Consider the following 23135-nt stretch of genomic DNA (forward strand, 5'->3'; position numbering starts at 1 on the left):
TGATTCGCCTTTGCGTATTCAACCGCAAGAGCCCACATAGCCGCAGGCGGTGCAGAAATTGCAGCCATCTTTTTTGATCATGGCATGTGCACCGCAGTCAGGACATTTTTTGCCATTGACGGGAACCGTTTTCTCGGTTTCGGATGCAGGCGTGGCCGCAGTACTGGGCGCTGGCTGAGGCAGTCCTCGGTTGGCGATGATGCTTTGAATGGCGTAGGCCAGTAGTGCCACCTCACTGTCGTGCCACAGCGGAATGCGGGTTCCGTCATCTCGTGTCTTGAAGCCGTAGCGCACCGGGCCTCTATCCCAGGCGACCTTGCGCAGATCGGCAAGCGCTTTGTCGAGAAAGCCGCCGCGCGCCGCCAGGCTCAGGCTGCGCATGGTGGCCGTGATCCATTGCTGGCTCTCGCCGGTCTGCCCCACGGGCATGAAAAATTCGATGGGTCGCTCCACGCCATCCACCACCATGAAACTGACCACCAGATACAGCCGCCGCGCACCGTCGTGGGTGAAGTATTCGATCTTGTCGACCACAGCGTTGAGCGGGCCTTCGGGGCGACGCTCCACCACGGCGCCCATGCCGCTGTTGATTCCTGAATTGATAGCTGCTTGCGCTTGTGTAGATTGCTGAGCAGGCGTTTTTGCTGTGGATTCCAGTGACAGCACCGCACCCAGCGTCTCGTTGGGGCGGTAGGTGGCACAGCCTTTGAGGCCGGCCTCCCAGCACTCCATATAGAGATTTTTGAAGTCCTCAAACGGATAGTCGGCCGGGATATTGACGGTCTTGGAAATCGAGGTGTCGATAAATGGCTGCACGCAGCGCATCATGGCGACATGCTCGCTGGCGCTCATCTCTAAAGCGCTGACAAAGTAGTCGGGCAGTAGAGCGCCGTCGCCATGCATGGCCTTATAGAGCCGGTATGCATGGTCTTGCACGGTGTAGAACTGCTCACCGCCATCGGCCGTGCGTTTTTTGCGCGTGTAGGTCCACGAGAACGCGGGCTCTATACCGTTCGATGCGTTGTCGGCAAAAGCCAGCGATACCGTACCCGTGGGCGCGATGGACAGCAGGTGGCTGTTGCGCAGGCCCTGCTTTTTGATGGCGGCGCGCAGGTCCTTGGGAAGGCGCTTGGCAAAGCCACTTTTCAGATATTGCCTGGCGTTGAACAGCGGGAAGGCCCCTTTTTCCTGCGCCAGTTCCACAGACGCAGCGTAGGCCGCGTCGCGCATGGTGCGAGCGATAGTCTCGGCTTGCTTGAGCCCTTCATCGCTGGCATAGCGCAGGCCCAGCAAGATCAGCGTATCGCCCAGTCCCGTAAAGCCCACGCCAATGCGGCGCTTTTGCTGGGCTTCGCGCTGCTGCTCGGGCAGTGGCCAGACAGTGGCGTCCAGCACGTTATCCAGCATGCGCACCTGTATGGCGACGGAGGCGCGGAAGGCGGCGAGGTCGAAATGCGCTTGCGGCGTGAAGGGCTCGCGCACAAAGCGGGTGAGAATGATGGGCCCCAGATCACAGCAGCCGTAGGGCGGCAGCGGCTGCTCGCCGCAGGGGTTGGTGGCAGCGATCTGCTCGGCGTACCAGAGGTTGTTGTCGGCATTGATGTTGTCTAGAAACAGAATGCCCGGCTCGGCAAAGTCATAGGCCGATTGCATGATGGCGTTCCACAGCGTGCGTGCCGAGGTGCTTTGATAGACCCAGAGACCATCTTCTCTGAGGTGTGCTCCGGCCTGAATTTGCACTTCGCTGGGGCTGGCGACATGGACCAGCGCCCATCCGGCGTCGTCCCTGACCGCCTGCATGAAGGCGCTGCTCATGCCGACCGAGACATTGAAATTGTTCCAGCGGCCTTTTTGCCGCTTGGCGGTGATGAACTCCAGCACATCGGGGTGGTCTATGCGCAGCACGCCCATCTGGGCCCCGCGTCGCGCACCGGCGGATTCCACCGTGGTGCAAGACGCATCAAATACATCGATGAACGAGCAGGGGCCCGATGCATAGGAGTTGGTGCCCCGCACCAGTGCACCGCGCGGTCGCAGATTGGAAAAGTCGTAGCCCACGCCGCCGCCACGCCGCATGGTCTCGGCCGCCTGAGAGAGCGCCGTATAGATGCCGGGATTGCCCTGGGTGTCAAAGCCGTTGGTGGCGTCTGCCACGGGTTGGACAAAGCAGTTGATCAGCGTGGCCTTGGTATCCAGCCCGGCCGCTGCCATGATGCGCCCCGCACCAATTGCACCCCGCTGCAGATTGTCCAGAAACTGCTGCTGCCAGTGGGCCTGCAGCTTGGGCTTTTCAACTGCAGCCAGCGCCCGTGCTACGCGGGCGAACAGGTCTTGCTCGGTTTGTTCGCCGGTGGCTAGGTATTTTTCGGCCAGCACATCCTGGCTGATGGCTTGTGGAGGAAGAGGGGTCATGGCGGCTCGCTTGCTCAAGTCAGGTACACCTTTGTACCCAGTTGGAGCCCGAATGCTGTGACGCAACGCAACAAATACAAAGTGGTAATTTTGAAAAGCGACCAAATACGCGCAAAAAATAGCGAGCCTGCCTGAAAAACTTTGCGGATCAGAGCCTCTGAAGCCTTTGGCGCGGATTTTCAGGCGCTACCCGCTACCAACTGCGTTTCACACCCAGAATGGCCTGCACTCCCGTCTTGACCCGTGTATCACCGCCGTTGGCCCATAGTTTGTTGAGTTCGGCATAAACGCTGGTCATGGCGTTCAACTTCAAGGTGCCGCCTAGCGCGAGTTCGGTACTGGTATAGCCGCCTTGGGCCGCAATGGCGGTGGTCGTTGACGCGGTCATAAAATTGGCCACATCGGTGGCGCGATTGGCATGGAAGAGATTGACCCGTACCGAAGGCTGGAATACGCCGAAAGAAGTCGGGAAGCGGCCCTTGATGCGAGCCCCCAAGCGCAAAAGCCAGTCATTGTCTGCGCGGATGCCGACCCAAGTCGTCCCCAGGGTGGTGTCGGCCAGTGTCATGTTGCGGTAAATCAGCTGCGCTTGCGGCTCAATCTGCCAGCCGCCGTGCAAGGGCAGAGGCTGGCCAGCTTCCAGCGATGCCAGCCAGCCATAACCCTTTGTCAGTGCTGAGGCATTGCTGCGGGTGTAAAGCTCGCTTCGGTAGTCGGCAGCCTGCAGCACTGCATCTAGGTAGAAATTCTGTGCATTCTGGTAGCTGCCGTAGACGCCGATATAGCGATTGCGAAGACTGTTGAAGCCCACATCCTGGCCTTGTTGCCCGCCGGAAAAGCCTCGCACCTGCACATCTCCGCTCAGTTGCCCCACATACAGGCCCGTTTTCCAGTCGCCATTCGCCCAGACATCGAGACCCGCCTGAAAACCCGTCAGCAGGGCCTGACTTCGCGCGCTTACCAGCCCCGGCTGACTGATGCGTGGCTCGCTTCGGATCAGCCGCCCCCAAGTCTGGCGAGCTTGGCGGCTATCACGGCCCTCGTTGATATCGTCGCCAACCCGCTGTTGTCTATTTCCCACTAAGGTCAGATCGGCTTGGCGCAGCTGCGACGGCAATGAGCTGATCAACGACGCCTCCGCTCGATAGGAGGTATCGATACCGTTGATGCTCGAATGCAGCGAGGCCCCAGAGGCATCGCTTTTCAGGCGGTATTCAAATGCCCCCGCATCCACCTGCCCACCGGCGAGCGTGAAAGCACCAGGATTCAGGCTGGCGCCGTTCTCCGTGCCCACCACCACGATGCCCTTGGCATCGGTTTTCGCACCCAGGCCTCCTGCATTGCTCACGGCAAGTGTGGTATTGCCACTCGCCACGGCATTGCTGCCGCTGAGCAGCAGCATGTCGCTGGCGCTGCCCGGGCCCTGCAGCTTGGCAGACAGGCTCAGCGTGCCGCTATTTCCCACATACGGGCCGGTGAGCTTGAGAACCGTGCCCGGCCTGCTGCTGTTCGGGTTGCTGAGCATCACCAGACCGCTGTTGTTCAAGGCGGCAATGCTTTGGCTGTGGCCAGCAATATCCAGCACCGCACCGGCCGCCACGGTGTGGGCCGATGCCTGGCTCAGCACATTGGCAGTAGCCGCCAGCAGCCGTCCCTGTGCCACTTCGGTGGCTCCGCTGTAGGTGCTGCTCACATGATCCAAGCGCAGTGTTCCCAGACCTTGCTTGACCAGGCCTCCTCTGCCCACGATAGACCCCGTCATGCCCAGTTCGGTATTGCTTGCGACCTGTACGCGCCCGGCTGTTGTGCTCAAGGTGATGGTGCGGCCAGTATCAAAGCTGGAGGTCGTGGCAAGCGTTCCGCCGTTCAGCTCGATACCGCCCGAAGCGGCACCCAGATTGGCATCGCTGGACACGGACAACACGCCGCTGTCGATTTTGCTGCCGCCAGAGTAAGTGTTGCGTCCTCCCAGTACCAAGGTGCCCAGATCGGTTTTCACCAGCGTGCTCGCACCGGTCAGAGGCGCGGTGATGGTGGCACTCATGCCTGAGCCTGCGGCCGTTCCATCGCCAACCCGCACCATCGTCATCCCATTCTCACCTTGCAAGTCGATGCTATCGCCGTCGATCCGATAACCGTCGCTGGCAAACTGTGCGCCCAGAATGCCAATCGGGCCCGCCGAGCGGTCCACGGTCACGGTGCCTGCGGTGCCCTGGAAGATGACAAAGCCCGGATTGGGCTGGTAAGGCCCATTGAGCGCGCCGTCCACTTCCGTCCAGCTTTCACCATCGGCGCGCCAGGCCCCCGAGCCCCCGTCAATCACGCCGTTGTCATCCAGCGCCGTATTGCCGCCATCCCAGGCGCGCAGTGTGGCACCCAAGGCCGATACCACGTTGATCTGTCCTTTTGCCTCGGTCTGAATATGCAACTCACCGGCGGGAATTCCCGTAGGGCTTGTCGAAATCAGCAGACCTTTGTCCGTCAGCCTACCGCCATAGTCAAACAGCCGATAGATTCCGCGACCAAAGCCGCCGATATCACTGACGTGCAGATTGCCATCCAGCACCAGATCCCCGCCGACACGAAACAGCACCGTGCTGCCAGGGGCGCCGAAGGCCGCATTGATATCGCTTGCGCTGTCAAGGCTGAGATTGCCTGCCATCGTTAACGTCTGGCCCTGTACGCCAGACAGCACGCCACCGTTGGAAAACTGGACCGCACCATTGACCGTGCCCGCCCCGGCCAGCATCCCGGTTAGCTCCACGCTAACCGGCCCTGCGAAACTCCCATTCACCTGCAACTGTCCGGCGTTGACAAAGGCCGTCCCGCCCAGCCGCTGATCCACGATCAGCGTGCCTCCCTGAACGCGGGTCTGACCCAGAAAACCAGGGCTGTCGCCGCTCAGGCGGGTCACACCGGCATAGTGATTGATCTGATGAGAGCCGGTGAGAGCAGAGGAAAGAGTTGCGGCAAAGGCATAGGCGCTGCCCGTGTGATTGAAGTTCAGCGTGGCAGAGCCTTCGCCGAAGCGCAACTGGGCTGCCTCCAGCGTGCCCGGGGCCACTGCATCGCTTGGGTCTTTCGATGCTGCGCCTATATCAATCGCACCAGATGCGGTGCTGTAGGTGGCGAGGTCGACCCCTGCGCCAGAGACGGATAGACGGCCATCGTCTCTCAGCTGCAAGCTTGCGGCACCGCCTACGCCTACCGATAAAGCCCCGCTTTCCCAAAGCGCACCACCGCCAGAGACCAAGCCCACTCCCCGGCTTCCTTCAAAGCTACCCATAAAGGCCGTGTCGGTACGGACCAGGCCGCCATCCTTGACCGACAGCTCGCCAAGGCCGCTGTCACCAATCGTGATGTCAAAGGCATTGAGCCAGGCCGAACCCGCGCCCGACACTGCTACCGTGCCGCGGCCGCTTGAAAGCCCCAGGCTGGCGAAGTTGCTGGAGACCAAACCGCCGTTCTGTATGTTCAACAGCCCAGAGCCTGAAACGCCGATGAAAAAACTGGAGCGCATGTCCCAGCGCGAGCCGACACCGGAAACCAGAACCTCACCGCTGCCGCTATCCCAATCGCCCAAAGTGCCGTCGCGGCTGACCACCTGTGCCTGGTCCTGAATGATGAGCCTGCCGGTGCCGCGTTCACCAACGGTCAGCCCTCCCGCGCTATTCCAGTTCGAGTCCTTGCCGGTGACGGTCACCGTGCCATTGCTGCCGGCTTCTTCGCCGATATGGCCGTTGGCCCCCTTGATTGCGGCACCATCCCGGATGGTCAGCGTTCCCGTGCCAGCCTTCCCCACGGACAGGCTGCCGCCTATATTCCACACCGGCCCCGGTGACGCGGGCGGAAACGGATCGATATCGCCCGATGCCTCGATCATTTGCGCCTGCACCAGCTGAATAGGCCCACCGATCAGCAAAGCCGTGATCAGTGTCACAGGCCAAACTCGTGCATGAGGACTGAGGCGCAAAGCACCTGCAAAAACAATTCTCGGCGTCATGTCCATGTCCTTGTGCTTGTTGGATCGCAGGAGTGATGGAATAGGTGGGATTGAAGTCAGGGGGACCGATGTCTCGGTTGTGGTGCCTGCCAAAATGTTTCGCTTGAGCCTACACCGTGAGCCTATTCCCTATCGATGTCGACCCGGCGCAAGTCATGAACCGATGTCCCTGCAGCCGCACGAGCTGCCGCAGTGATGTCGCGGACATCTACTCTGTCAATGCGCCTAAGGTCGCTCAGGTGGCATGGCAAGGACCGATCAAGGCATTGGATTCCACCCCAGGCTGCCAATGACTGCGTTTTGCTGAGCTAACGCTCATCTCGATCATGGGGCAACCTTGGCCTCGCCATCTGCTTATTGCCCCGCTTGGGCCAGGTAAGGTTCAATGACCTTGGCGAGCCAGTTCACGCAGGCAGAGACGCGTGGTGCCATGTGTTTGCGATGAGGGTACAGCAATGAAACCGGCATGGGCGCAGCGGTAAGGTCGGGCATGACTTTGACGAGAAAGCCTTGATTGACCAGTGCCTGGACGCCATGGGCAGGAGCCTGGATCAGCCCCAGGCCGGCAACGCAGGCGGCTTCGTAAGCATCAGCACCATTCACGACGAGTGCACAGCGCATGGGCTCGACCACCCGCTTGGGGCCGATTCGGTATTCCCAGCCAGCTCCTTGGGTGCCGAGCTTGCTGGCGTAGTGAATGATCCGATGCTGTGCCAGGTCTGCAAGCGTGTGGGGCGTCCCGTGCTGGCTCAAATAAGCAGGGCTGGCCAGGTTGCACATTGCCATCATGCCCAGCGGGCGTGCAATCAAGCCGGTATCTGCCAGCGCGCCAACACGCACCACGCAGTCGAAGCCTTCCTTGACCAAGTCAACCAGATGGTCGCTGGTACTGATGCCTACTTCCAGCAGGGGGTGCAAGGCCAGAAATTCGGGCAGCTGGGGCATGACGACATCGCGCGCCAGCGTGGTGGGTAACTCAATCCGCAGACTCCCGTGCAAGCCGCTTGCAGCGGGCTGAAACATGCTTTTCAGCTGCTCCGCATCATTAAGCAATGCCTTGCAGCCGTCCAGAAAGCGTTCGCCATCGGTTGTAAGGCGTACCTGACGTGTCGTGCGCTGTAGCAGGCGGGTGCCGATGTGCTGCTCCAGCTGTTGCACGACGGTGGAAACGCGGCTTTTGGTCAAATTCAGTTGCTCGGCAGCCTGAGTGAAGCTTTGCAGCTCGGCTACACGGTCAAAGATGCGAATTGAGTCGAGGTCCATCAATTGATTGTATTTTTTTAATAAACAGTGTGATCTTTTTTGACGGGTTTATTCTTTTTTTATGAATTATTAAAGTCACTCCATCGCAACCACGAACCTTCAGGAGATGAACATGACGACATCCAACCCTCGCATTGCTCTGATTACCGGTGCCAGCCGTGGACTGGGCCGCAACGAAGCGCTCAAGCTGGCACAGCAAGGTGTGCATCTGATAATTACCTACAAAGACAATGAGCAGCAGGCCCATGAAGTCGTGCAAGAGATCGAGGCTCTGGGCAGCCGGGCTGTGGCGCTGCGCCTGGATGTGGCAGACAGCAAGACGTTTGATGCCTTTGTGGCGAAGGTCCAAAGTACGCTGAAGGCGACCTGGCAGCGCGATCAATTCGATTATTTGGTCAACAACGCCGGGATCGGGCTCACGGCACCGTTTGCCGAAACGTCGGAAGAGCAGTTTGACCTGCTCGTCAGTATTCACCTCAAGGGTCCTTTTTTCTTGACTCAAAAGTTGCTGCCCCTGATCAAAGACGGTGGTCGAATCATCAACACCTCTACCGGTTTGACGCGCTTCACCTTTCCTGGCTATGCCGCCTACGCCGTAATGAAGGGCGGTGTTGAGGTAATGACGCGCTACATGGCCAAGGAGCTGGGAGCCCGTGGAGTCACCGTCAACACCATTGCTCCAGGTGCCATTGAGACTGACTTTGGCGGCGGCATGGTGCGCGATAACTCACAAGTCAATGCGCATCTGAGCGGTCTCACGGCCATGGGGCGTGTGGGGCTGCCCGACGATGTGGGGGGCGCTTTAGCTGCGATGCTGTCTGAGGGGAACCATTGGGTCACGGCGCAGCGCATTGAAGTGTCGGGCGGCATGATGCTCTGAGCACCAAGCCATTGAGTCCCACAAAAAAGCCGGCATTCGTGCCGGCTTTTTTGTGGGTTGAGGTGTGCAGGGGGCCAAGAGAGTCATTAAAAAAACGGCCAGCCAGACACCCCTTGCACCAAGCTGCGGCTACAGTTTTTTGACCAGAACCTGGCTCTTGCGGCTCCAGTTGTATTGGGCTTGGCGCGCTTCGGGTAACCATTCGGGGTCCACGGGCTGAAAGCCGCGCTTGATGAACCAGTGCATGGTGCGCGTGGTCAGCACGAACATGGTGTCACAACCCAGGGCGCGGGCTCTTTGTTCGATACGCTTGAGCAGCTTTTCGCCGTCGCCCGTGCCCTGGCTCTTGGGTGAGACGGTGACGGCGGCCATTTCGGCGGTCTTGGCTTCGAGGTAGGGGTGCAGGGCCGCGCAGCCAAAGATCACGCCGTCGTGCTCAATGATGGTGTAGCTGGCGATGTCGCGCTCGATTTCGGTACGGTCGCGCTTGACCAGCGTGCCGTCGCGCTCGAAAGGCTCGATCAGCTGGATGATGCCGCCCACGTCGTCAATCGAGGCTTCACGCAGCTCTTCAAGCTTTTCGTCGATGACCATGGTGCCGATGCCGTCGTGCACATAAATTTCCAGCAGCAGCGCGCCATCGGTGGAAAACGGCAGGATATGGCTGCGCTCCACGCCGTGCTCGCAGGCGTGCACGCAGTGCTGCAGGTAAAAGCCGACGTCGGTGGGCTCTTGTGCCGGGGGCAGCTTGGCCAGCATGCGGCGGGCGGCGTCCAGGGGCAGCTCGGTGTCGATGGGGTTGGTCTCGTCGGCCGGGGCCGTGGGGTCCATGCGGATGCCGGGCACTTCGGTCAGGAACAGCAGTTTGTCGGCCTTGAGTTCAATGGCCACGCGGGTGGCGACTTCTTCCATGCTGAGGTTGAATGCTTCACCGGTGGGTGAGAAGCCAAAGGGCGATACCAGCACCATGGCTTCGGAATTCAGCGCGTTGCGAATGCCTTCCACATCGACCTTGCGCACGAGACCTGAGTGCATGAAGTCCACGCCGTCCACAATTCCCACGGGACGGGCGGTGAGGAAGTTGCCCGAGATGACGCGCACGCGTGCACCGGCCATGGGAGTGTTGGGCAAGCCCTGGCTGAAGGCGGCTTCAATCTCGTAGCGCAATTGGCCTGCGGCTTCTTGCGCGCAGTCGAGAGCGATGGAGTCGGTCACGCGCATGCCGTTGTAGTAGCGCGGTTCCTGGCCTTTGAGGCGCAACTGCTCGTTGACCTGAGGGCGAAAGCCATGCACCAGCACGATTTTGACACCCATGGCCTGAATCATGGCCAGGTCCTGGACGATGGAGCTGAGCTTGCCTGCATCAATGGCTTCACCGGTCAGGCCCACCACAAAGGTCTGGTGTCGGAACTTGTGGATATAGGGAGCCACAGACCGGAACCAGGGGACAAAGGTGAAGTTGAAGACGGTGGACATGGCGGTGCGCGAAAACCTCGAAAAGGGTAAAAAAGGCCCGCGTTCCAATGATTGTGGTCACGCAGGCCTGCGGCGCAAAGTGTAGCGGCTACTTGCGGCTCTCGCCCGCTTGTGGCAAGGATTTGTGTGCGCAGATCGCGCAGTCTGTGGGGCGGAGCAAGCAGTGCTTTCAAAAAAAGAGCAGCATGCGCTTAATGTGGGCTTTATTGAAAACATTTCGCCCTCGAAACTATTGCAGATCAAGTGCAAGCAGCTTTTATATTGATAGCAAGCAATCTGAGTTGGGTCGCTGACGGCGCTGTAAGCATCACGGATGCAGCGGCACCGGTCGCCGGTGCGCCAAAGTGGCGGCTATCGCGCGCAGACGTTTCTCGTTGCGCGGTGTTCTCCAGATGGGAAATACGGATCCTGGTCCTCATCATCGAGCCCCAGGCGGGTGGGGAGGGGAGGTCGGGGTGTATCGCAGCAGCGACAGCATGCGCCGGCTGGAAGAGGCAATGTCGGGCGAGCCAGGCTAGGCGCAAGAAATCAGCCGTGGATAATGCTCCTTGAAAAAGAGCGGATCGGATGGCGTTTGCAGAGACCGGGCTGCCGTGGGAAGGCTGCAGGTGCTGCAATTTATTTGCGATCTGAACGCTGACATCTCGTTGTTTTCTCCCCAGTATTCAAGCGAGCCTCTAGCCATTCATGAAAATCAGCTGTGTTCCCTTGACCTTAAGTCTGCTGATGGCGGCGGCGTTGCCGAGCCTGGTGCAGGCACAGACCGCTCCAGCAGCCCATTCCCTGAGCTTTGAGCAGGCCAGGGCAGCTTTGTTTGAACGTTCTGAGCAACTGGCGGCCTCCTCCAAGGCTGTGGACAGCGCACGTTTGCGCCGCGAAGGCATGGAGGGGTTGGGCGGCCCGTCAGTGGCGGTAATCGGCCTGGGTTATCGCTATTCGGCCAATGTCGATCTTGACCTGGACCCCGCGCGGCGCGCTTTGGGCAATGGCCTCTCGCTGCTGCCGCCGCAGCTCGGCGGGGCCGTGGCGCAGCTGCCCAGCCTGCCGTCCAACTACAACTTGCAGCGCAAGAACACGGCGGCTTCAGCCAGTCTGGCCGCTGTCTGGCCGCTTTACATGGGAGGACTGGGCAATGCCGTGCGCAGCGAGCTGGATGCCATGACTGACGAGGCGATGGCCGACGCGGCCAGTAGTGCGGATCAGCTCCAAACCCTGCTGGTACAGCGCTATTTCACCAGCCAGTTGGCAGAGCGTGCTGCGACCCTACGCCAGCGCGCACTGGAAGGCGTGCGTGCCCATGATGATGCGGCACAGCGCATGCTCAAAGCCGGCGTCATTGCCCAGGTCGAGCGATTGCAAGCCAGCGCGGCCCTGGCCGACGCACAGCAGCAGTCGCGCAAGGCCGATGACGATGCGCGGCTGGCCCGCAGTGCCTTGGTGCGCACCGTGCATGCCAATGGCGCGGTGCGCCCTAGCTCGCCCTTGTTTGTCAGCAGCGAAGCACTGCCGCCGCTGCAGCGGTTTCTGGACTCGGCCCAGAGTCGTCACCCCGGCCTGAGCAAGGTCGCTGCCAAGCGCCGCCAGGCCGAATCGCTGCACGATGCCACTGAGGCGCTGCGCAAGCCTCAGGTGCTGGCCTTTGGTCTGCGTGAGGTCAATACCTCGGGCAAGCCCAACTGGGTGGCGGGTGTGGCGGTGCGCTGGGCGCTGTGGCATAGCATCGATCGCGACAAGCTTTCAGCCGCAGGCCAGCGCAAGGTAGAGCAGGCCGAGTTGACTGATGCCCAGGTGCGCTCCGATATTGGCTTGCTGGTCGAGAAGAACTGGCTGGCCGTGGAGCAGTCGCGCAGCCAGTATCTGTCCGGCCAGGCTCAGGAAAATCTGGCCAGAGAACTGTTGCGCCTGCGCCAGGCGGGTCTCAGGGAAGGCACGAGCACCGCACTGGACTTGATTGACGCCCAGCTCAACCTGGCCAAGGTGCAGACCGAACGTGCCTCCGTTGCCAACCAGTATGTGCAGGCCTTGGCTGCCCTGCTTGAGAGTACAGGGCAGGCCGATGAGTTCAGCCGCTACATGGCCCGTGCCGATATCCAGATCACCTCAGACGCACCATGAATACACCTGTACCCACTCCGCCGTCCGGCCCTGATTCCAGCCCCGCAGCCCAGAAGGCCAGGCACTTTCCTGTCTTGGGGGGGCTCGTCGTGGCTGCGGTGCTGATCTTTATCGTCTGGGGTTTCTGGCGCTCCGCCCAACCTGCAGCTCCTTTCTTTCAGGGGCAGATGGAGGCGCGAGAAACCGATGTTGCCCCCAAGGTGACGGCACGCATTTCCAAAGTACTTGTGACCGAGGGGCAACGTATTCAGCCGGGCGACTTGCTGGTGGAAATGGATAGTCCCGAGGTGCAGGCCAAGCTGGCCCAGGCTCAGGCTGCGCGCGATGCGGCCCAGGCCGTGGCCGCCAAGGCCAGCAATGGCGCGCGTCCCGAAGAAGTGCAGATGGCCCGCTTGAGCTGGGAGCGCGCCCAGGCGGCGGCTGATCTGGCCAAGACTTCGTACGACCGGGTGCAAAACTTGTTTAACCAAGGTCTGGTCTCTGCCCAGAAGCGCGACGAGGCCTATACCAACTGGCGCGCCTCGGATGCCCAGGCGCGCGCGGCCAAGGCGCAGGCGGATATGGCGGCCAGCGGTGCCCGCACCGAAGACAAGAACGCTGCGGACGCGCAGGTGCGCCAGGTCGATGGGGTGGTGGCCGAGGTCAAGGCCGCCGAAGCCGAGACGCAGTTGCGCAGTCCCGTGGGCGGCGAAGTGGCTAATGTGCTGGCCAAGCAGGGTGAGCTGTCACCCCAGGGGGTGTCGGTGGTGACGGTGGTGGACCTGAGTGATCAATGGGTGGTGCTCAATGTGCGTGAGGACCAGCTGCTGCGTTTTGCCATGAAAAGCCGCTTTACCGGCCGCCTACCCGCGTTGGGAGACCGGAAGGCCGAGTTCGAGGTGAACTTTCTCGGCGTGCTGCCCGACTTTGCCACCTGGCGCACCACACGTGGCAGCCAGGGTTTCGATGCGCGTACCTTTGAGGTGAAAGCCAGACCCGTCGAGCCCATTGAAGGCGCGCGTCCTGGCATGAGCGTGATCGTCGAAGGCGCTGCCGGAGCCGGTGCGTGAGCGTTTTTGCCACCAGCTTGCGCCGCGAATGGGGTCGGCTCAGAGCCAGCCCCTGGGACTGGGCAATGGTCAGCTGGGTGCCTCTGCTGACGCTGGCGCTGATGTGCTGGATTTTTTCGTCGGGCCAGCCTTATCGCTTGCCGATTGCCGTTTGGAACGAGGATAACTCTGCGCTGTCGCGCCAGCTGGTGCGCATGCTGCAAGCCACGCCAGGGCTGGATGTGCGCCAGACTGTACTGAATCGGGGCGAGGCGGCGGACGCGCTGCTGCGCATGGATGTCTATGGCGTGGTGCATATCCCACCCGATCTGGAAACCCATGTCAAGCAAGGCCGTGGCGGCACGGTCACCCTGCTGCACAACGCGCAACTGGCCACGGCATCAAGCCTGCTGCAGCGTGATTTAAAGCAGGTGGTCGGCACGCTGTCGGCTGGTGTGGAGATGCAGACGGCCGCCAAGCGCGGCTCGCCCCACCAAGTGCTGCAGGTGCAGATGGAGCCCATCAAGACCCAGCTGGTGGCGCTGTTCAATGTCTCCACCAATTACGAGCAGTTTCTGGCCGCTGCCCTGGTTCCTGCGCTGATCCATATTCTGGCCATGACGGCTGGTGCGTGGTCCGTAGGGCGCGAGTTGCGTGAACGCACACTGGGTGGCTGGCTGAGCCCCGGTGGCCGGTCGGCGGGCATGGCTTCGGTGGCTGCGGCGCTGCTTGGGAAGCTGCTGCTGCCTGCGCTGCTGCTGTGGGGCTGCGGCATGGCGGCTTTGCTGTATCTGGCGCAACTGCGGGGCTGGACGATTGCGGGCAGCACCGGCTGGATTGCCGTGGGCCTGGCCGCGCTGGTTGCTGTGAGTCTGACGGCTGGGGCCGCGCTGTCTGGCATCACGCTGTCATTGCGCACGGCGCTCTCGGGCACGGGTCTGCTGTCGGCTCCTGCGTTTGCGTTCAGCGGCGTCGGCTTTCCCTTGCTGGCGATGACGGACAGTGCCCGGGGCTGGGCGCTGGCCATGCCCTACACCCATTACGCCAGGCTGCAAATTGAGCAGTGGCAGATGGGCGCTCCCGTGGCGCAGACCCTGCCCGTGGTTTCAGGCCTGTTGCTGGCTGCGCTGGTGCTGCTGGTTCTGGCCTCGGCGGGTTTGCTGCGCGGTCTTGGTCGACCCGAAAAATGGGGAGGACGCTGAGTCATGATCCGTTCCGATGCCGGCTTTTTCAGGCTCTGGCTGGACAGTCTGATCGCCATGCTGCGTGACAAGGGCGCGCTCTTGCTGCTGGTGGGTGCACCGGTGCTTTATGGTTTTTTCTACCCCTGGTTCTACAGCACGCAGGTCGTGCAGCGCGTGCCCGTCGCTGTCGTGGTGCAGGACAACTCCAGCCTGGCAAGGCAAATGCTGCGCTTTGCCCAGGCCAGTCCTCGTATTGATCCGCAACTGGTGACGGCGGATGAGGGCGAGGCCCGGCAAGCCCTGCTGAGCGGCGAGGTGATGGGCTATGCACTGCTGCCGCGCGATCTCAAGCGCGATGTGTTGCGCCGCGCGAATGTGGTGGTGCCCGTCTATGCCAATGGTGCTTATCCGCTGGTGAGCAAGCAGGTTCAATATGGCTTCGCCGAGGCTTTCGGTACCGTGTCTGCTGGCGTGGAAATCAAGCGGCTGGAGGCGGGCGGGCAAAGCGCGCCACAGGCGGCGGTGGCGCGTTCTCCCGTGAATTCGCAGGCCGTGGCCTTGTTCAATCCGACGGAAGGCTATGGCAGCTTTGTGGTGGCGGCCGTGGCCGTGCTGATCCTGCAGCAAACCTTGCTGATGGGCTGTGCGCTGCTGGTGGGAACCTGGCGTGAACAAGGCTCTGACCGTGCCGGGGCGCGCCAATGGTTGGCGCGGTTGCTGGCGCTGTGTGTGCCGGGCTGGCTGGCGGGGCTGTTTTACTTTGGCTGGATCTTTGTCTGGCAGGACTTTCCGCATGGCGGCAACCCCTGGGGCGCTCTTGCTTTGCTGGCCTGCTATGTGCCTGCGGTGGTGGGCTGTGCCAGCCTGCTGGGCTGGTGGCTGGCTGACCGCGAGCGGGCTTTGCAGCTGGTCTTGTTCACCTCGATTCCCTTGGCCTTCCTGGGGGGCTTCACCTGGCCGGTCGAGGCCTTGCCCGAGCCGCTGCAGTGGTTGCGCTGGCTTTCGCCAAGTACGGCGGGGATAGAGGCCTCGCTGCGTTTCAATCAGCTGGGTGCGCCTTTGTGGGCAGGCTTGTCGCAACTGGCCTGGCTGGCCGGCATGGCATTGCTGACCTGGCTGGCTGTTCTCTGGCTGGGAGCGCGGCCGTCCGATGAGAAAATTGAGTCAAATCGCCATCCTTCCAAGGAAGGGTAAGCGCATGCAGCTATGGTTTTAGACGGGTTTTGCCTTTTGTCGCTGGGCTTGCAGGCCCAGCAGCACCAGTACCACAGCCACCAGGGGCAGCATGCCGATGTTGATGCCGTTCCAGCCAGCGGTGTGCAGCAACTGACCCGAGCCAAAAGAGGCGACGGCCACTGTGCCAAAGACTAGAAAGTCATTGAGCGCCTGCACTTTGGCTCGCTCCACCGGGCGGTAGCATTCGGTCAGCATGGCCGTGGCACCGATGAAACCGAAGTTCCAGCCCACGCCCAGCAGGATCAGCGAACTCCAGAAATGGAAGATGTCCAGACCCATCAAAGCCAGTGCTCCCGCTGCGCCAATCATCAGCAAACCTAAGGCCGTGATGCAGCGTTTGCCAAAGCGGCTAATCAACTTGCCCGTAAAAAAGCTGGGCGCAAACATGGCCAGAACATGCCATTGAATGCCCATGGCCGCTTCGCCCACGCTGTGGCCGCAGCCCACCATGGCCATGGGCGCAGCCGTCATCAAAAATGCCATCAGCCCATAACTCACCACGCCTGCCGCACAGGCCACGATGAACTGTGGCGTGCGGGCAATCTCGGCGAGTGGCCGGGCTTCGCCCTTGGCCAGTGCTTTGGACTGAGGCGGCGGCAGCCGCAGCGCCATCAGCAAGGGCAGGGCCAGCAGGGCCAGAAAGGCCTGGCTGTAAAAGCTGCCAGCAAACGGCGTGGCCGGTTGCAGGTCGCGGGTCCAGATCACCACCTGCGGGCCAATGATGGCGGCGATCAATCCGCCAATCATCACGCGTGAAATCGCCTTGGCCTGCTCGCCGGGCTCGCCGACCAGGTCGGTGGCCGCGAAGCGGTAGCTTTGTACGCAGGCCGCATAAAAACCTGCCAGCGCCGTGCCGATGCAGAAGGTGATGAAGTGGCTGTGCGCAATGCCTTGCGCAGCGACCACGCCCGAGATCACGCCCAGAATGGCTCCCAGCACATAGGCGGCGCGCCTGCCCATGCGATTCATCAGCCAGGCCGCAGGCAGGGTGGAGAGCGCCAGACCCAGCTGATAAATGCTCACAGGCAGGGTGGAGGCCGTGGGATTACTCGACAGCTGTTGCCCCACCAGCCCGCCCAGCGAGATGATGATGGGCGGTGAGGCACCTCCCAGGGATTGGGCCGCGACCAGCAGGCCCATATTGCGATTTTGTTGTGTGCTTTTGTCTGATTGCATAAATCGTTGGGCCTGGGGATGCTAGAAGTCTGAATGACATCTTGCCGTATTCACAATGACGGCGCATTCAACCGTTTGGCGTACCAGTAATAAATTGATGATTCAGGTGCCTATGTCTTCCACGTATTTGAAGTTTTCGTTGTGCAGCATTGGGGCTGCCTTGAGCGCTATGTGTTTTCCTGCGCAGGCGCAGGAGGCTGACCCCGTTATCCACGAGGCACCCGTCTGGTCGGGCAGCTATCGCGGCACGCTGGCCGGCAAGGCGGTGCAGCTTGAGCTGTGGCGGCTGGATGGAGCGGTGGGCGGCAGTTATTGCTATGAGCCCTGCAATCGTCCCGGCGCGATGATTGACCTGGAGGGCGCGGCCAGTGGGCAGTTGACGGAAACACCGATGACGGGCAGCAGCGATGCCAAGCCCACGGGGCGCTGGCTTCTGGCTGCCTTGTCCGGCATGGCACCCGCGCGTTTACAAGGGCAGTGGCAGTCCATGAATGGCAAGCGGCGCTGGCCTGTGGAGCTGGTGCTGCAGCCGCCGGCGTTTGCCCATGCCACGCGCTATGAGTTGCGGCTGATGCTGAATCAGCCCGTTCGCTCACTGGCCGACTGCGGTCAGCTTACGGAGCTGGGCGTTTCCGCCATCCATGTGTATGAGCAAGGGCATTTGAAGCAAAAGCTGCCCACCGAAGCGCAAGGCAGTTGCTGGCTGGTGCAGCCCAGCTGGGTAGATGCCAATTTTGATGGCTGGCCTGATCTGACGCAGGCGCAGCATTTGCCTGCAGGCCCGAATATTCCGAGTACGACCTGGCTTTATGACCCGGCCAAAAAGCAGTTTGTGCTGGGCCCGCAGGCTTTGCAGGAGATCACATCCCCTGTGTTTGATGCCAAGGCTCAGCGTATCTACAGCGAATGGCGTGCCAGTTGCTGCAGCCATGGTGTGGATATTTATGCCTGGAAGCCACAGGGGCTGGAGCGGGTGGCGCAGGCCGAGAGTTATATGCTGCCCGTGCGCAAAGGCGGAAAGCTCATGGCTTGTTATCAAATGCCGCAATATGGGCAGGGCCAGATTCGCTGGCCCACAGGCCTGTACCAGCGAGCCGACGGTCTGAGTCTGGGGCGCGAGCCCAGTGGGGACTGGTGTGAGGCGAACCCTGCCGAGACCATGATGCAGAACCAGCTGCAGGTGCTGGCCGAGCCTGAGGAGGGCAAGCCCCCTCGCGTGCTCAAGGCCTATGGGGCCAGCTATCAGCAGGTAAACACGCCGCAAGGGCCGCGTTACTGCCCAGATTTGATGGTGTTTGATGCCGACGCACGCAAGCTGGTACGCGTGACGTTGACGGAAAATGTCGAAGAGCTTTGCGAGGCTGAAAAGCCGTAGCTCTATCGAGCCGTTCATACGAAAGGCATCCCAATGGATGCCTTTTGTTTTGCTTGCTGGGTTATTTCAGCTTGTGGCCACATTCCCCGCAGAACACATCATCTGGCGCGATGGTGGCTTTGCAGACTGAGCAGTGGGTCAATGCCTGGCTTTGACGGGCTTTCTCCTCGGCTTGGGCATGAGCTTGTGCCTGAGCTTCCGCTTTGACGCGGGCCGCTTCACGCGCGGCAGCCTCTTGGCGCTCCGCCTCACGTTTTTCTGCTTCTTGCTGGGCCTGCAGTTCGCTTGCGCGGTGTGCCGCATTGGCTTTTTCACGTGCTTCTTCGGCGGCCTGTGCTGCCTGCGCGGCTGCTGCGCGTTCAGCGGCTTCGGCTTGCGCGCGCTGGCGGGCCGCTTCAGCGGCTTGGGCTTCAGCCTTCAGACGAGCGGCTTCCGCGTCGGCTCGTACACGGGCCACCTCGGCTTCGGTGCGCAGTCGTGCAGCTTCTTCTTCGGCGACTTGGCGGGCGTTTGCCTCTGCAGCCGCAGCGGCTGCTGCAGTTGCAGCAATGGCTGCGGCAGGCGATGCGGCTGGGTTAGCGGGTTCAGCATTCCCTGCTGTATCGGTTGCTGGATTTGTCGCTGTATTTTTTGCAGAGGCTTCCTGCAGGCGATCCGACGCTGCTTGTTTAGCGCGCTCTGCCGCGGCCATGGTGCGTTCAGCTGCGGCCATGGTGTGTGCCTTGGCTTCTTCGGCCTTCTTGCGTACATCGCCAATCAAGCCGTCGAGTGCGTCTTCTGCTTCCGTCGGGTCCACGCTTTCGCGGGCTTGCAGATAGATCAGGTTCATGCCCATCACGGCGACCTGGCCGAGCAAGGCTCCAATCACGGCGAACAGTACCCCCAGGCCCGAGATCAGGCCCATGCTGGCACCACTACCCATCATCATGCCCATCATGCTGCTGCTCATGCCGCCGCCGTAACCATAGCCGCCAAATCCGCCCATGCTGCTTGCGTTGGAGGTAATGCTCATGGCCATGCCTGTCAGCGACATGGTGGCTGGCACCAGGCCTGCAAACAGCATCACGCAAATCAGCGTGAGGATGATGTAGAGCACCACTTCCATCAGCACCACTTCAACCAGGCGCTTGCGGGCAATGCTCAAGACGTTGGCCAGAGCCGCCTTGACGGACAGGCCGCTCCACAAGGCAGGGCCCATCAGCGGGCCGATGACCCAGATCAAGGCGATCAGCAAAGCGGCTGCGACGAGAACCAGAATGGGGTGGGCTACAAAGGCCAAAATGCCGCCAAGAAACGGGATCTTGCAGACAAAGTAAATGATGGCGGCGACCAACCCGTAAACCAGGGTGGCCGCAAATACGATCAGGCCGACCAGAATGAATTTGGGCAGGCACAGCAGACCGGCAGAAGCGGCCGCTGCAAAAGAGCGAATTGGTTCATTTTTTGCCTTGTCCATCAGCATGATGCCAACCGCCGATGAGCCAGCCATCAGCACTATCAGTGCGATGAGCATGATGATGCTGGACATAAAAACGGTTTTGGTGAGCATCGATGCACCAAGAGCGATCAGCAGGCTAAAGGCCAGCAGTGTCAGAAAGCTCATGAGCAGTGGTCGCCACTGCGTCAGCCCTTCTGCGGCTCTGGCTAATGTGCCGAAACGAATATCTCCCAGTGATTGCTCTCTCATGTCGCGTCCTGTCTTATTGATGGATCTTGAGCCTTTGGATGTGACCGCAGGCCTTGGTTGCACCGCTCAGGCGGCGCTTGTGCTTAAAGCTTGCCGCGAATCGCACCTGCTTCGATGGTGTATCGCTCCACACCGCTTGGCACTCCGGCATCAATTCGCTTGATGACCGACACGGGCTTGCCGCCCTTGGACTGGGTGGTGCCTGTGGCGGTGTTCACGCGTCCGGCTTTCACATCGGCATCGGCTTGGTCAACCACAATGCTGGAGGAGCCGCGGTTGTCGGCCAGTTCATTGGCCAGCTCCTTGAGCAGATCCATGGCACGGGTGTATTCCTTGCGTCCCTTGGCGGCCAGCGGCATTTCCACGCTCACAGAAGAGAAGGCGCGTACCTGCAGCGTCTGGCCGCTTTGCGCATCGTCGATGGACACGGGCTGGGTCAACACAGGCCCAGCCACGGCGCGCTGCTTGACGGGGAGCGATTGCATGGCTTGCACGGCCTGAGCCTGAATGCTTTGCGCTTGCTGAGTTTCTTGATTCAGCGCGGCTTGCAGGCGAGAAAAACGCTCGCTGTGGCCGCCGGACATGGTGGTTGCTGGAGCCGAGGAGCCGCAGCTCGGATCCGCCGCGCTGGTCACGCGCGAGAGCATGCAGCTCAGCGAGGTGGAGGCCTCTTCCAGAGTGGCGCAGCCGCTCAGAATGGTGGCGGCGCAGGCGATGAGAGTGAGTTTGGCAATTTTCATGAGGTTCAATCCAGCAGATCATCCAGTGAAGGGCCGCCGCTTTTCTTGGCGGGTTGCACTTTCACAGGGGCAGGCTTGTTAGGGGCGGCTGCAGGAGCTGCTGGCACTACTGGTGGAGGTGCCAGCTCAGGACCTGTGTTGACGACAGAAGCCGCTGGCGCTGGGTTGATGGCAGGTGGCGGAGCAATGGTGACGCTGGATGGATCATTCAGCGGCGCGGCGGGTACTGGGACGGTATTGCCGCCTTGCGGGCCTACCAGCGCATCGGCCTTGGCTTTGTCCTCGGGTGATACCGAATCCTTTCCTGCCTGCGATGCAGTGGGCGTGCTGTTCGCACCGCTGAGTGCCTTCATGTTGCTGGCCATCAACACGCCGCCTGCAACGGCTGCCACGATCAGGGCCAGTACGGCCCATTTGACCCATGCCTTGCTGCTGCGCACCGGCTCTTGAGGGAACGCTGGGGGGCTGGCATTGCGCTGAGGAAATACTGGCGCATTGATTGCTGCAGGCGGGGCGACTGCCCAATCCATGGGCTCAATCAGTGGCGGCTCTGTGCGTGCAGTAGACGCAGCCGGTGCATCAGAAGCAGCAGTCACCGTGGGTATGGCTGAGATGGCTGGCGCGGGGATGGTAGCCGTAGTCGCCGCCATAGAGGGAGGAATGACAGAAGCAGCGGTGGCAGGATTCGTTACCGCACCTGCACCAAACACTGTGCCGCATTTGGGACAGAACTTGGCCTGTGGCTTGCAAACTGCCTGGCAGTGGCCACAGATTTTTTCAGTGGTGACGGTCTCTGCCGCTGGAGTTTCTTGCCTGGCGCCGCAGTTTTTGCAGAACTTGGCATTGGAGGTCAGCGGATTGCTGCATTGTGAACAATTCATTGTCTGCAATCGATGAAATAGGTTGCGGGCATTGGCTGCTCAGTCGTAGTACTGCTGCTGGCAAAGCCCTGAATGACTAGGTGCGTGCTGCATCATGCTTGCTCAGGCACTGGTTTCAGTGCACCAGTGATGATTACGGCTTTGATAGCTGCTTTGTATCTTAGCTGCGCATTAACGGGTACCCGGCGACGGATGTGACTTGGCTGTGCATCTAAGGGAGTGCGACAGCTTTTTGTCAGTGAGCGGTTTCGAATTACCCAGTTTTGATTCTATTTTTTAAATTTTGAAAAATTGCGGTTCAGCTAAGTTGATGATATTTATTGGAATATTGCATTCTTCATATTTTTAGTCAGAAAAAACCAAAAAACTTTGAATCTGAATCGTGATTGATTTAAATAAAATGCTTCAAATGGTTGATAGTATTTTTCGTTGTAAAAATCCGAAAGTCATGGCGGCCTTGGTGATTGCAGTTTCCTGGAGAAAACCAAGGCCGATTTTTATTTCTCTGCAGTCAGTGTCAGAACCTCGATGCGCGGCAGCACTCCCAGTCGCACGGCAAAACCGGCCCATAGTCCTGAGCCGCTGCTGACGAACAGCTTCATGTTGCCAATCTCATACTCGCCGCGCACAAAGCCGTTGTTGACGGGGGCGACCACCCATTGATCCAGGCCTGCAATCAGACCGCCGTGGGTGTGTCCGGAGATTTGCAGGTTCACGCCCTTGGTCGCATTCAGACGAGCGAACTTGGGCTGATGCGCCAGCAGAATATGAAACTGTGCACCCGCCTTGCGGGCCTGATTGGCCACGGCATCCACATCGGGGGGAATGCCTTCGGGCACATCCGGGTTGGCGTTGTTGGGCGAGGTGCGGCCATAGACCGGGTCGCCAATGCCTGAGAGCGCCAGCTTGCTGCCCCTGATGTTGATGACCTGCATGCGGTTTTCCAGCAGATTCAGTCCCAGACTGCGGAATTCGGCCATCCAGCTGTTGTAGCCGCTGTAGTACTCATGATTGCCCGGCGCGGCCCACACACCATAGCGGGCGCTGAGCCTGGCCAGTGGCGCCACATGGGCGCGTCCGCTGGCGACATCGCCATCCACCATATCGCCTGGCAGCACGATCAGGTCGGGCGCGGCGCCCATGGTGCGATCCACAATGGTTTTGACATAGCGTGCATCGTTGACAGGACTGGCATGAATATCGGCCAGCACGGCAACGCGCAGGCCTTCCAGCGCGGGGGGCAGGTGTCTGACAAGCAGCGGCTGCTCAATCACTCTGGGCGGCTGCAGCGCGTTGAAGACGCCAATGGCGCTCAGCCCCGCCGCCACGACGAGTGCACCGACCGTGATGGCCGGAATATGAATGAGCTGCGCCAGGCCCTGACGGCCTGTGAGCGCAGCGAGCAGCCAGAGGAGATCGCGCAGCATGACAAAAACGGCCAGCATCAGCAAGGTCGCCAGAATCCAGCCGCCGGGCACTTGCAGCTGTGCAATCAAAGAGTAGGGCAGAGCATCGGTCTGCACCGCATACAGCAGCAGCGCCGGAAAAATACCCAGTACGGTGGTGATCAGCACTGCCAGCAAGCGTGCTAGTCGCGAGGTGCCGGTGAGGCTGGAGATGGGCCACCAGATCCAGAGGGCCAGTAGCGGAATAACGAAGGAGGCAGTCGAAACCATGAG

The 23135-nt window shown here is 60.7% G+C and carries 15 protein-coding genes; 6 read left to right on the forward strand and 9 right to left on the reverse strand.

Going from position 1 to position 23135, the window contains the following annotated elements; translation table 11 throughout:
- Positions 1–18: 18 nt before the first annotated feature.
- The 3 genes from HF327_RS04155 to HF327_RS04165 form a co-directional block, all read right to left on the reverse strand.
- Entirely contained in the window at positions 19–2412 is a 2394-nt protein-coding gene (locus HF327_RS04155; RefSeq protein ID WP_169107045.1) for an adenosylcobalamin-dependent ribonucleoside-diphosphate reductase, read from the reverse strand.
- 193 nt (positions 2413–2605) lie between these two features.
- A complete protein-coding gene (locus HF327_RS04160; RefSeq protein WP_169107046.1) occupies positions 2606–6352 on the reverse strand; it encodes an autotransporter outer membrane beta-barrel domain-containing protein in 3747 nt (1248 codons plus the stop codon).
- A gap of 417 nt (positions 6353–6769) precedes the next feature.
- Positions 6770–7678 (reverse strand): LysR family transcriptional regulator, encoded by a 909-nt coding sequence (locus tag HF327_RS04165; protein WP_169107047.1) that lies wholly within the window; start codon positions 7676–7678, stop codon positions 6770–6772.
- 112 nt (positions 7679–7790) lie between these two features.
- Between HF327_RS04165 and HF327_RS04170 the strand changes: the two genes are divergently transcribed.
- Positions 7791–8558 carry an SDR family NAD(P)-dependent oxidoreductase gene (locus HF327_RS04170; protein ID WP_169107048.1) on the forward strand — a complete coding sequence of 256 codons (768 nt, stop codon included), beginning with the start codon at positions 7791–7793 and terminating at the stop codon, positions 8556–8558.
- 129 nt (positions 8559–8687) lie between these two features.
- Here HF327_RS04170 and argA read toward each other — a convergent pair whose 3' ends face one another.
- Positions 8688–10034, reverse strand: a complete 1347-nt coding sequence (gene argA / locus HF327_RS04175) for an amino-acid N-acetyltransferase (protein WP_169107049.1) — start codon at positions 10032–10034, stop codon at positions 8688–8690.
- Between the two features lie 726 nt (positions 10035–10760).
- Between argA and HF327_RS04180 the strand changes: the two genes are divergently transcribed.
- The 4 genes from HF327_RS04180 to HF327_RS04195 are packed head-to-tail and all read left to right on the forward strand — an operon-like array spanning position 10761 to position 15555.
- Complete coding sequence (locus tag HF327_RS04180) at positions 10761–12149, forward strand: TolC family protein (protein WP_407927024.1); 1389 nt, start codon at positions 10761–10763, stop codon at positions 12147–12149.
- Complete coding sequence (locus tag HF327_RS04185) at positions 12146–13198, forward strand: HlyD family secretion protein (protein WP_169107051.1); 1053 nt, start codon at positions 12146–12148, stop codon at positions 13196–13198. Before HF327_RS04180 ends, HF327_RS04185 begins: the two co-directional genes overlap by 4 nt.
- Positions 13195–14379: an ABC transporter permease gene (locus tag HF327_RS04190; protein WP_169107052.1), complete on the forward strand. Its 1185-nt coding sequence runs from the start codon at positions 13195–13197 to the stop codon at positions 14377–14379. Before HF327_RS04185 ends, HF327_RS04190 begins: the two co-directional genes overlap by 4 nt.
- Before the next feature lie 57 nt (positions 14380–14436).
- Positions 14437–15555: an ABC transporter permease gene (locus HF327_RS04195; RefSeq protein ID WP_407927025.1), complete on the forward strand. Its 1119-nt coding sequence runs from the start codon at positions 14437–14439 to the stop codon at positions 15553–15555.
- Between the two features lie 18 nt (positions 15556–15573).
- On the opposite strand, the gene HF327_RS04200 is transcribed toward HF327_RS04195, so the two are convergent.
- Positions 15574–16773, reverse strand: coding sequence for an MFS transporter (locus tag HF327_RS04200; RefSeq protein ID WP_169107054.1), 1200 nt, complete (start codon positions 16771–16773; stop codon positions 15574–15576).
- A 169-nt stretch (positions 16774–16942) separates the two neighbouring features.
- Here HF327_RS04200 and HF327_RS04205 point away from each other — a divergent pair, with 169 nt between their 5' ends.
- Positions 16943–18148 carry an XAC2610-related protein gene (locus HF327_RS04205; RefSeq protein WP_169107055.1) on the forward strand — a complete coding sequence of 402 codons (1206 nt, stop codon included), beginning with the start codon at positions 16943–16945 and terminating at the stop codon, positions 18146–18148.
- Positions 18149–18209: 61 nt separating this feature from the next.
- On the opposite strand, the gene HF327_RS04210 is transcribed toward HF327_RS04205, so the two are convergent.
- The 4 genes from HF327_RS04210 to HF327_RS04225 all read right to left on the reverse strand — a co-directional run bounded on the left by HF327_RS04210 (position 18210) and on the right by HF327_RS04225 (position 23132).
- A complete protein-coding gene (locus HF327_RS04210; protein ID WP_169107056.1) occupies positions 18210–19835 on the reverse strand; it encodes a zinc ribbon domain-containing protein in 1626 nt (541 codons plus the stop codon).
- Between the two features lie 83 nt (positions 19836–19918).
- Positions 19919–20575: a hypothetical protein gene (locus HF327_RS04215; protein WP_169107057.1), complete on the reverse strand. Its 657-nt coding sequence runs from the start codon at positions 20573–20575 to the stop codon at positions 19919–19921.
- A 5-nt stretch (positions 20576–20580) separates the two neighbouring features.
- Positions 20581–21456, reverse strand: coding sequence for a zinc ribbon domain-containing protein (locus tag HF327_RS04220; RefSeq protein ID WP_169107058.1), 876 nt, complete (start codon positions 21454–21456; stop codon positions 20581–20583).
- Positions 21457–21953: 497 nt separating this feature from the next.
- Complete coding sequence (locus tag HF327_RS04225) at positions 21954–23132, reverse strand: metallophosphoesterase (RefSeq protein WP_169107059.1); 1179 nt, start codon at positions 23130–23132, stop codon at positions 21954–21956.
- Positions 23133–23135: the final 3 nt, after the last annotated feature.

Origin of the sequence: Comamonas suwonensis (assembly GCF_012844455.2) — a bacterium.
Taxonomy (GTDB): domain Bacteria; phylum Pseudomonadota; class Gammaproteobacteria; order Burkholderiales; family Burkholderiaceae_C; genus Comamonas; species Comamonas suwonensis.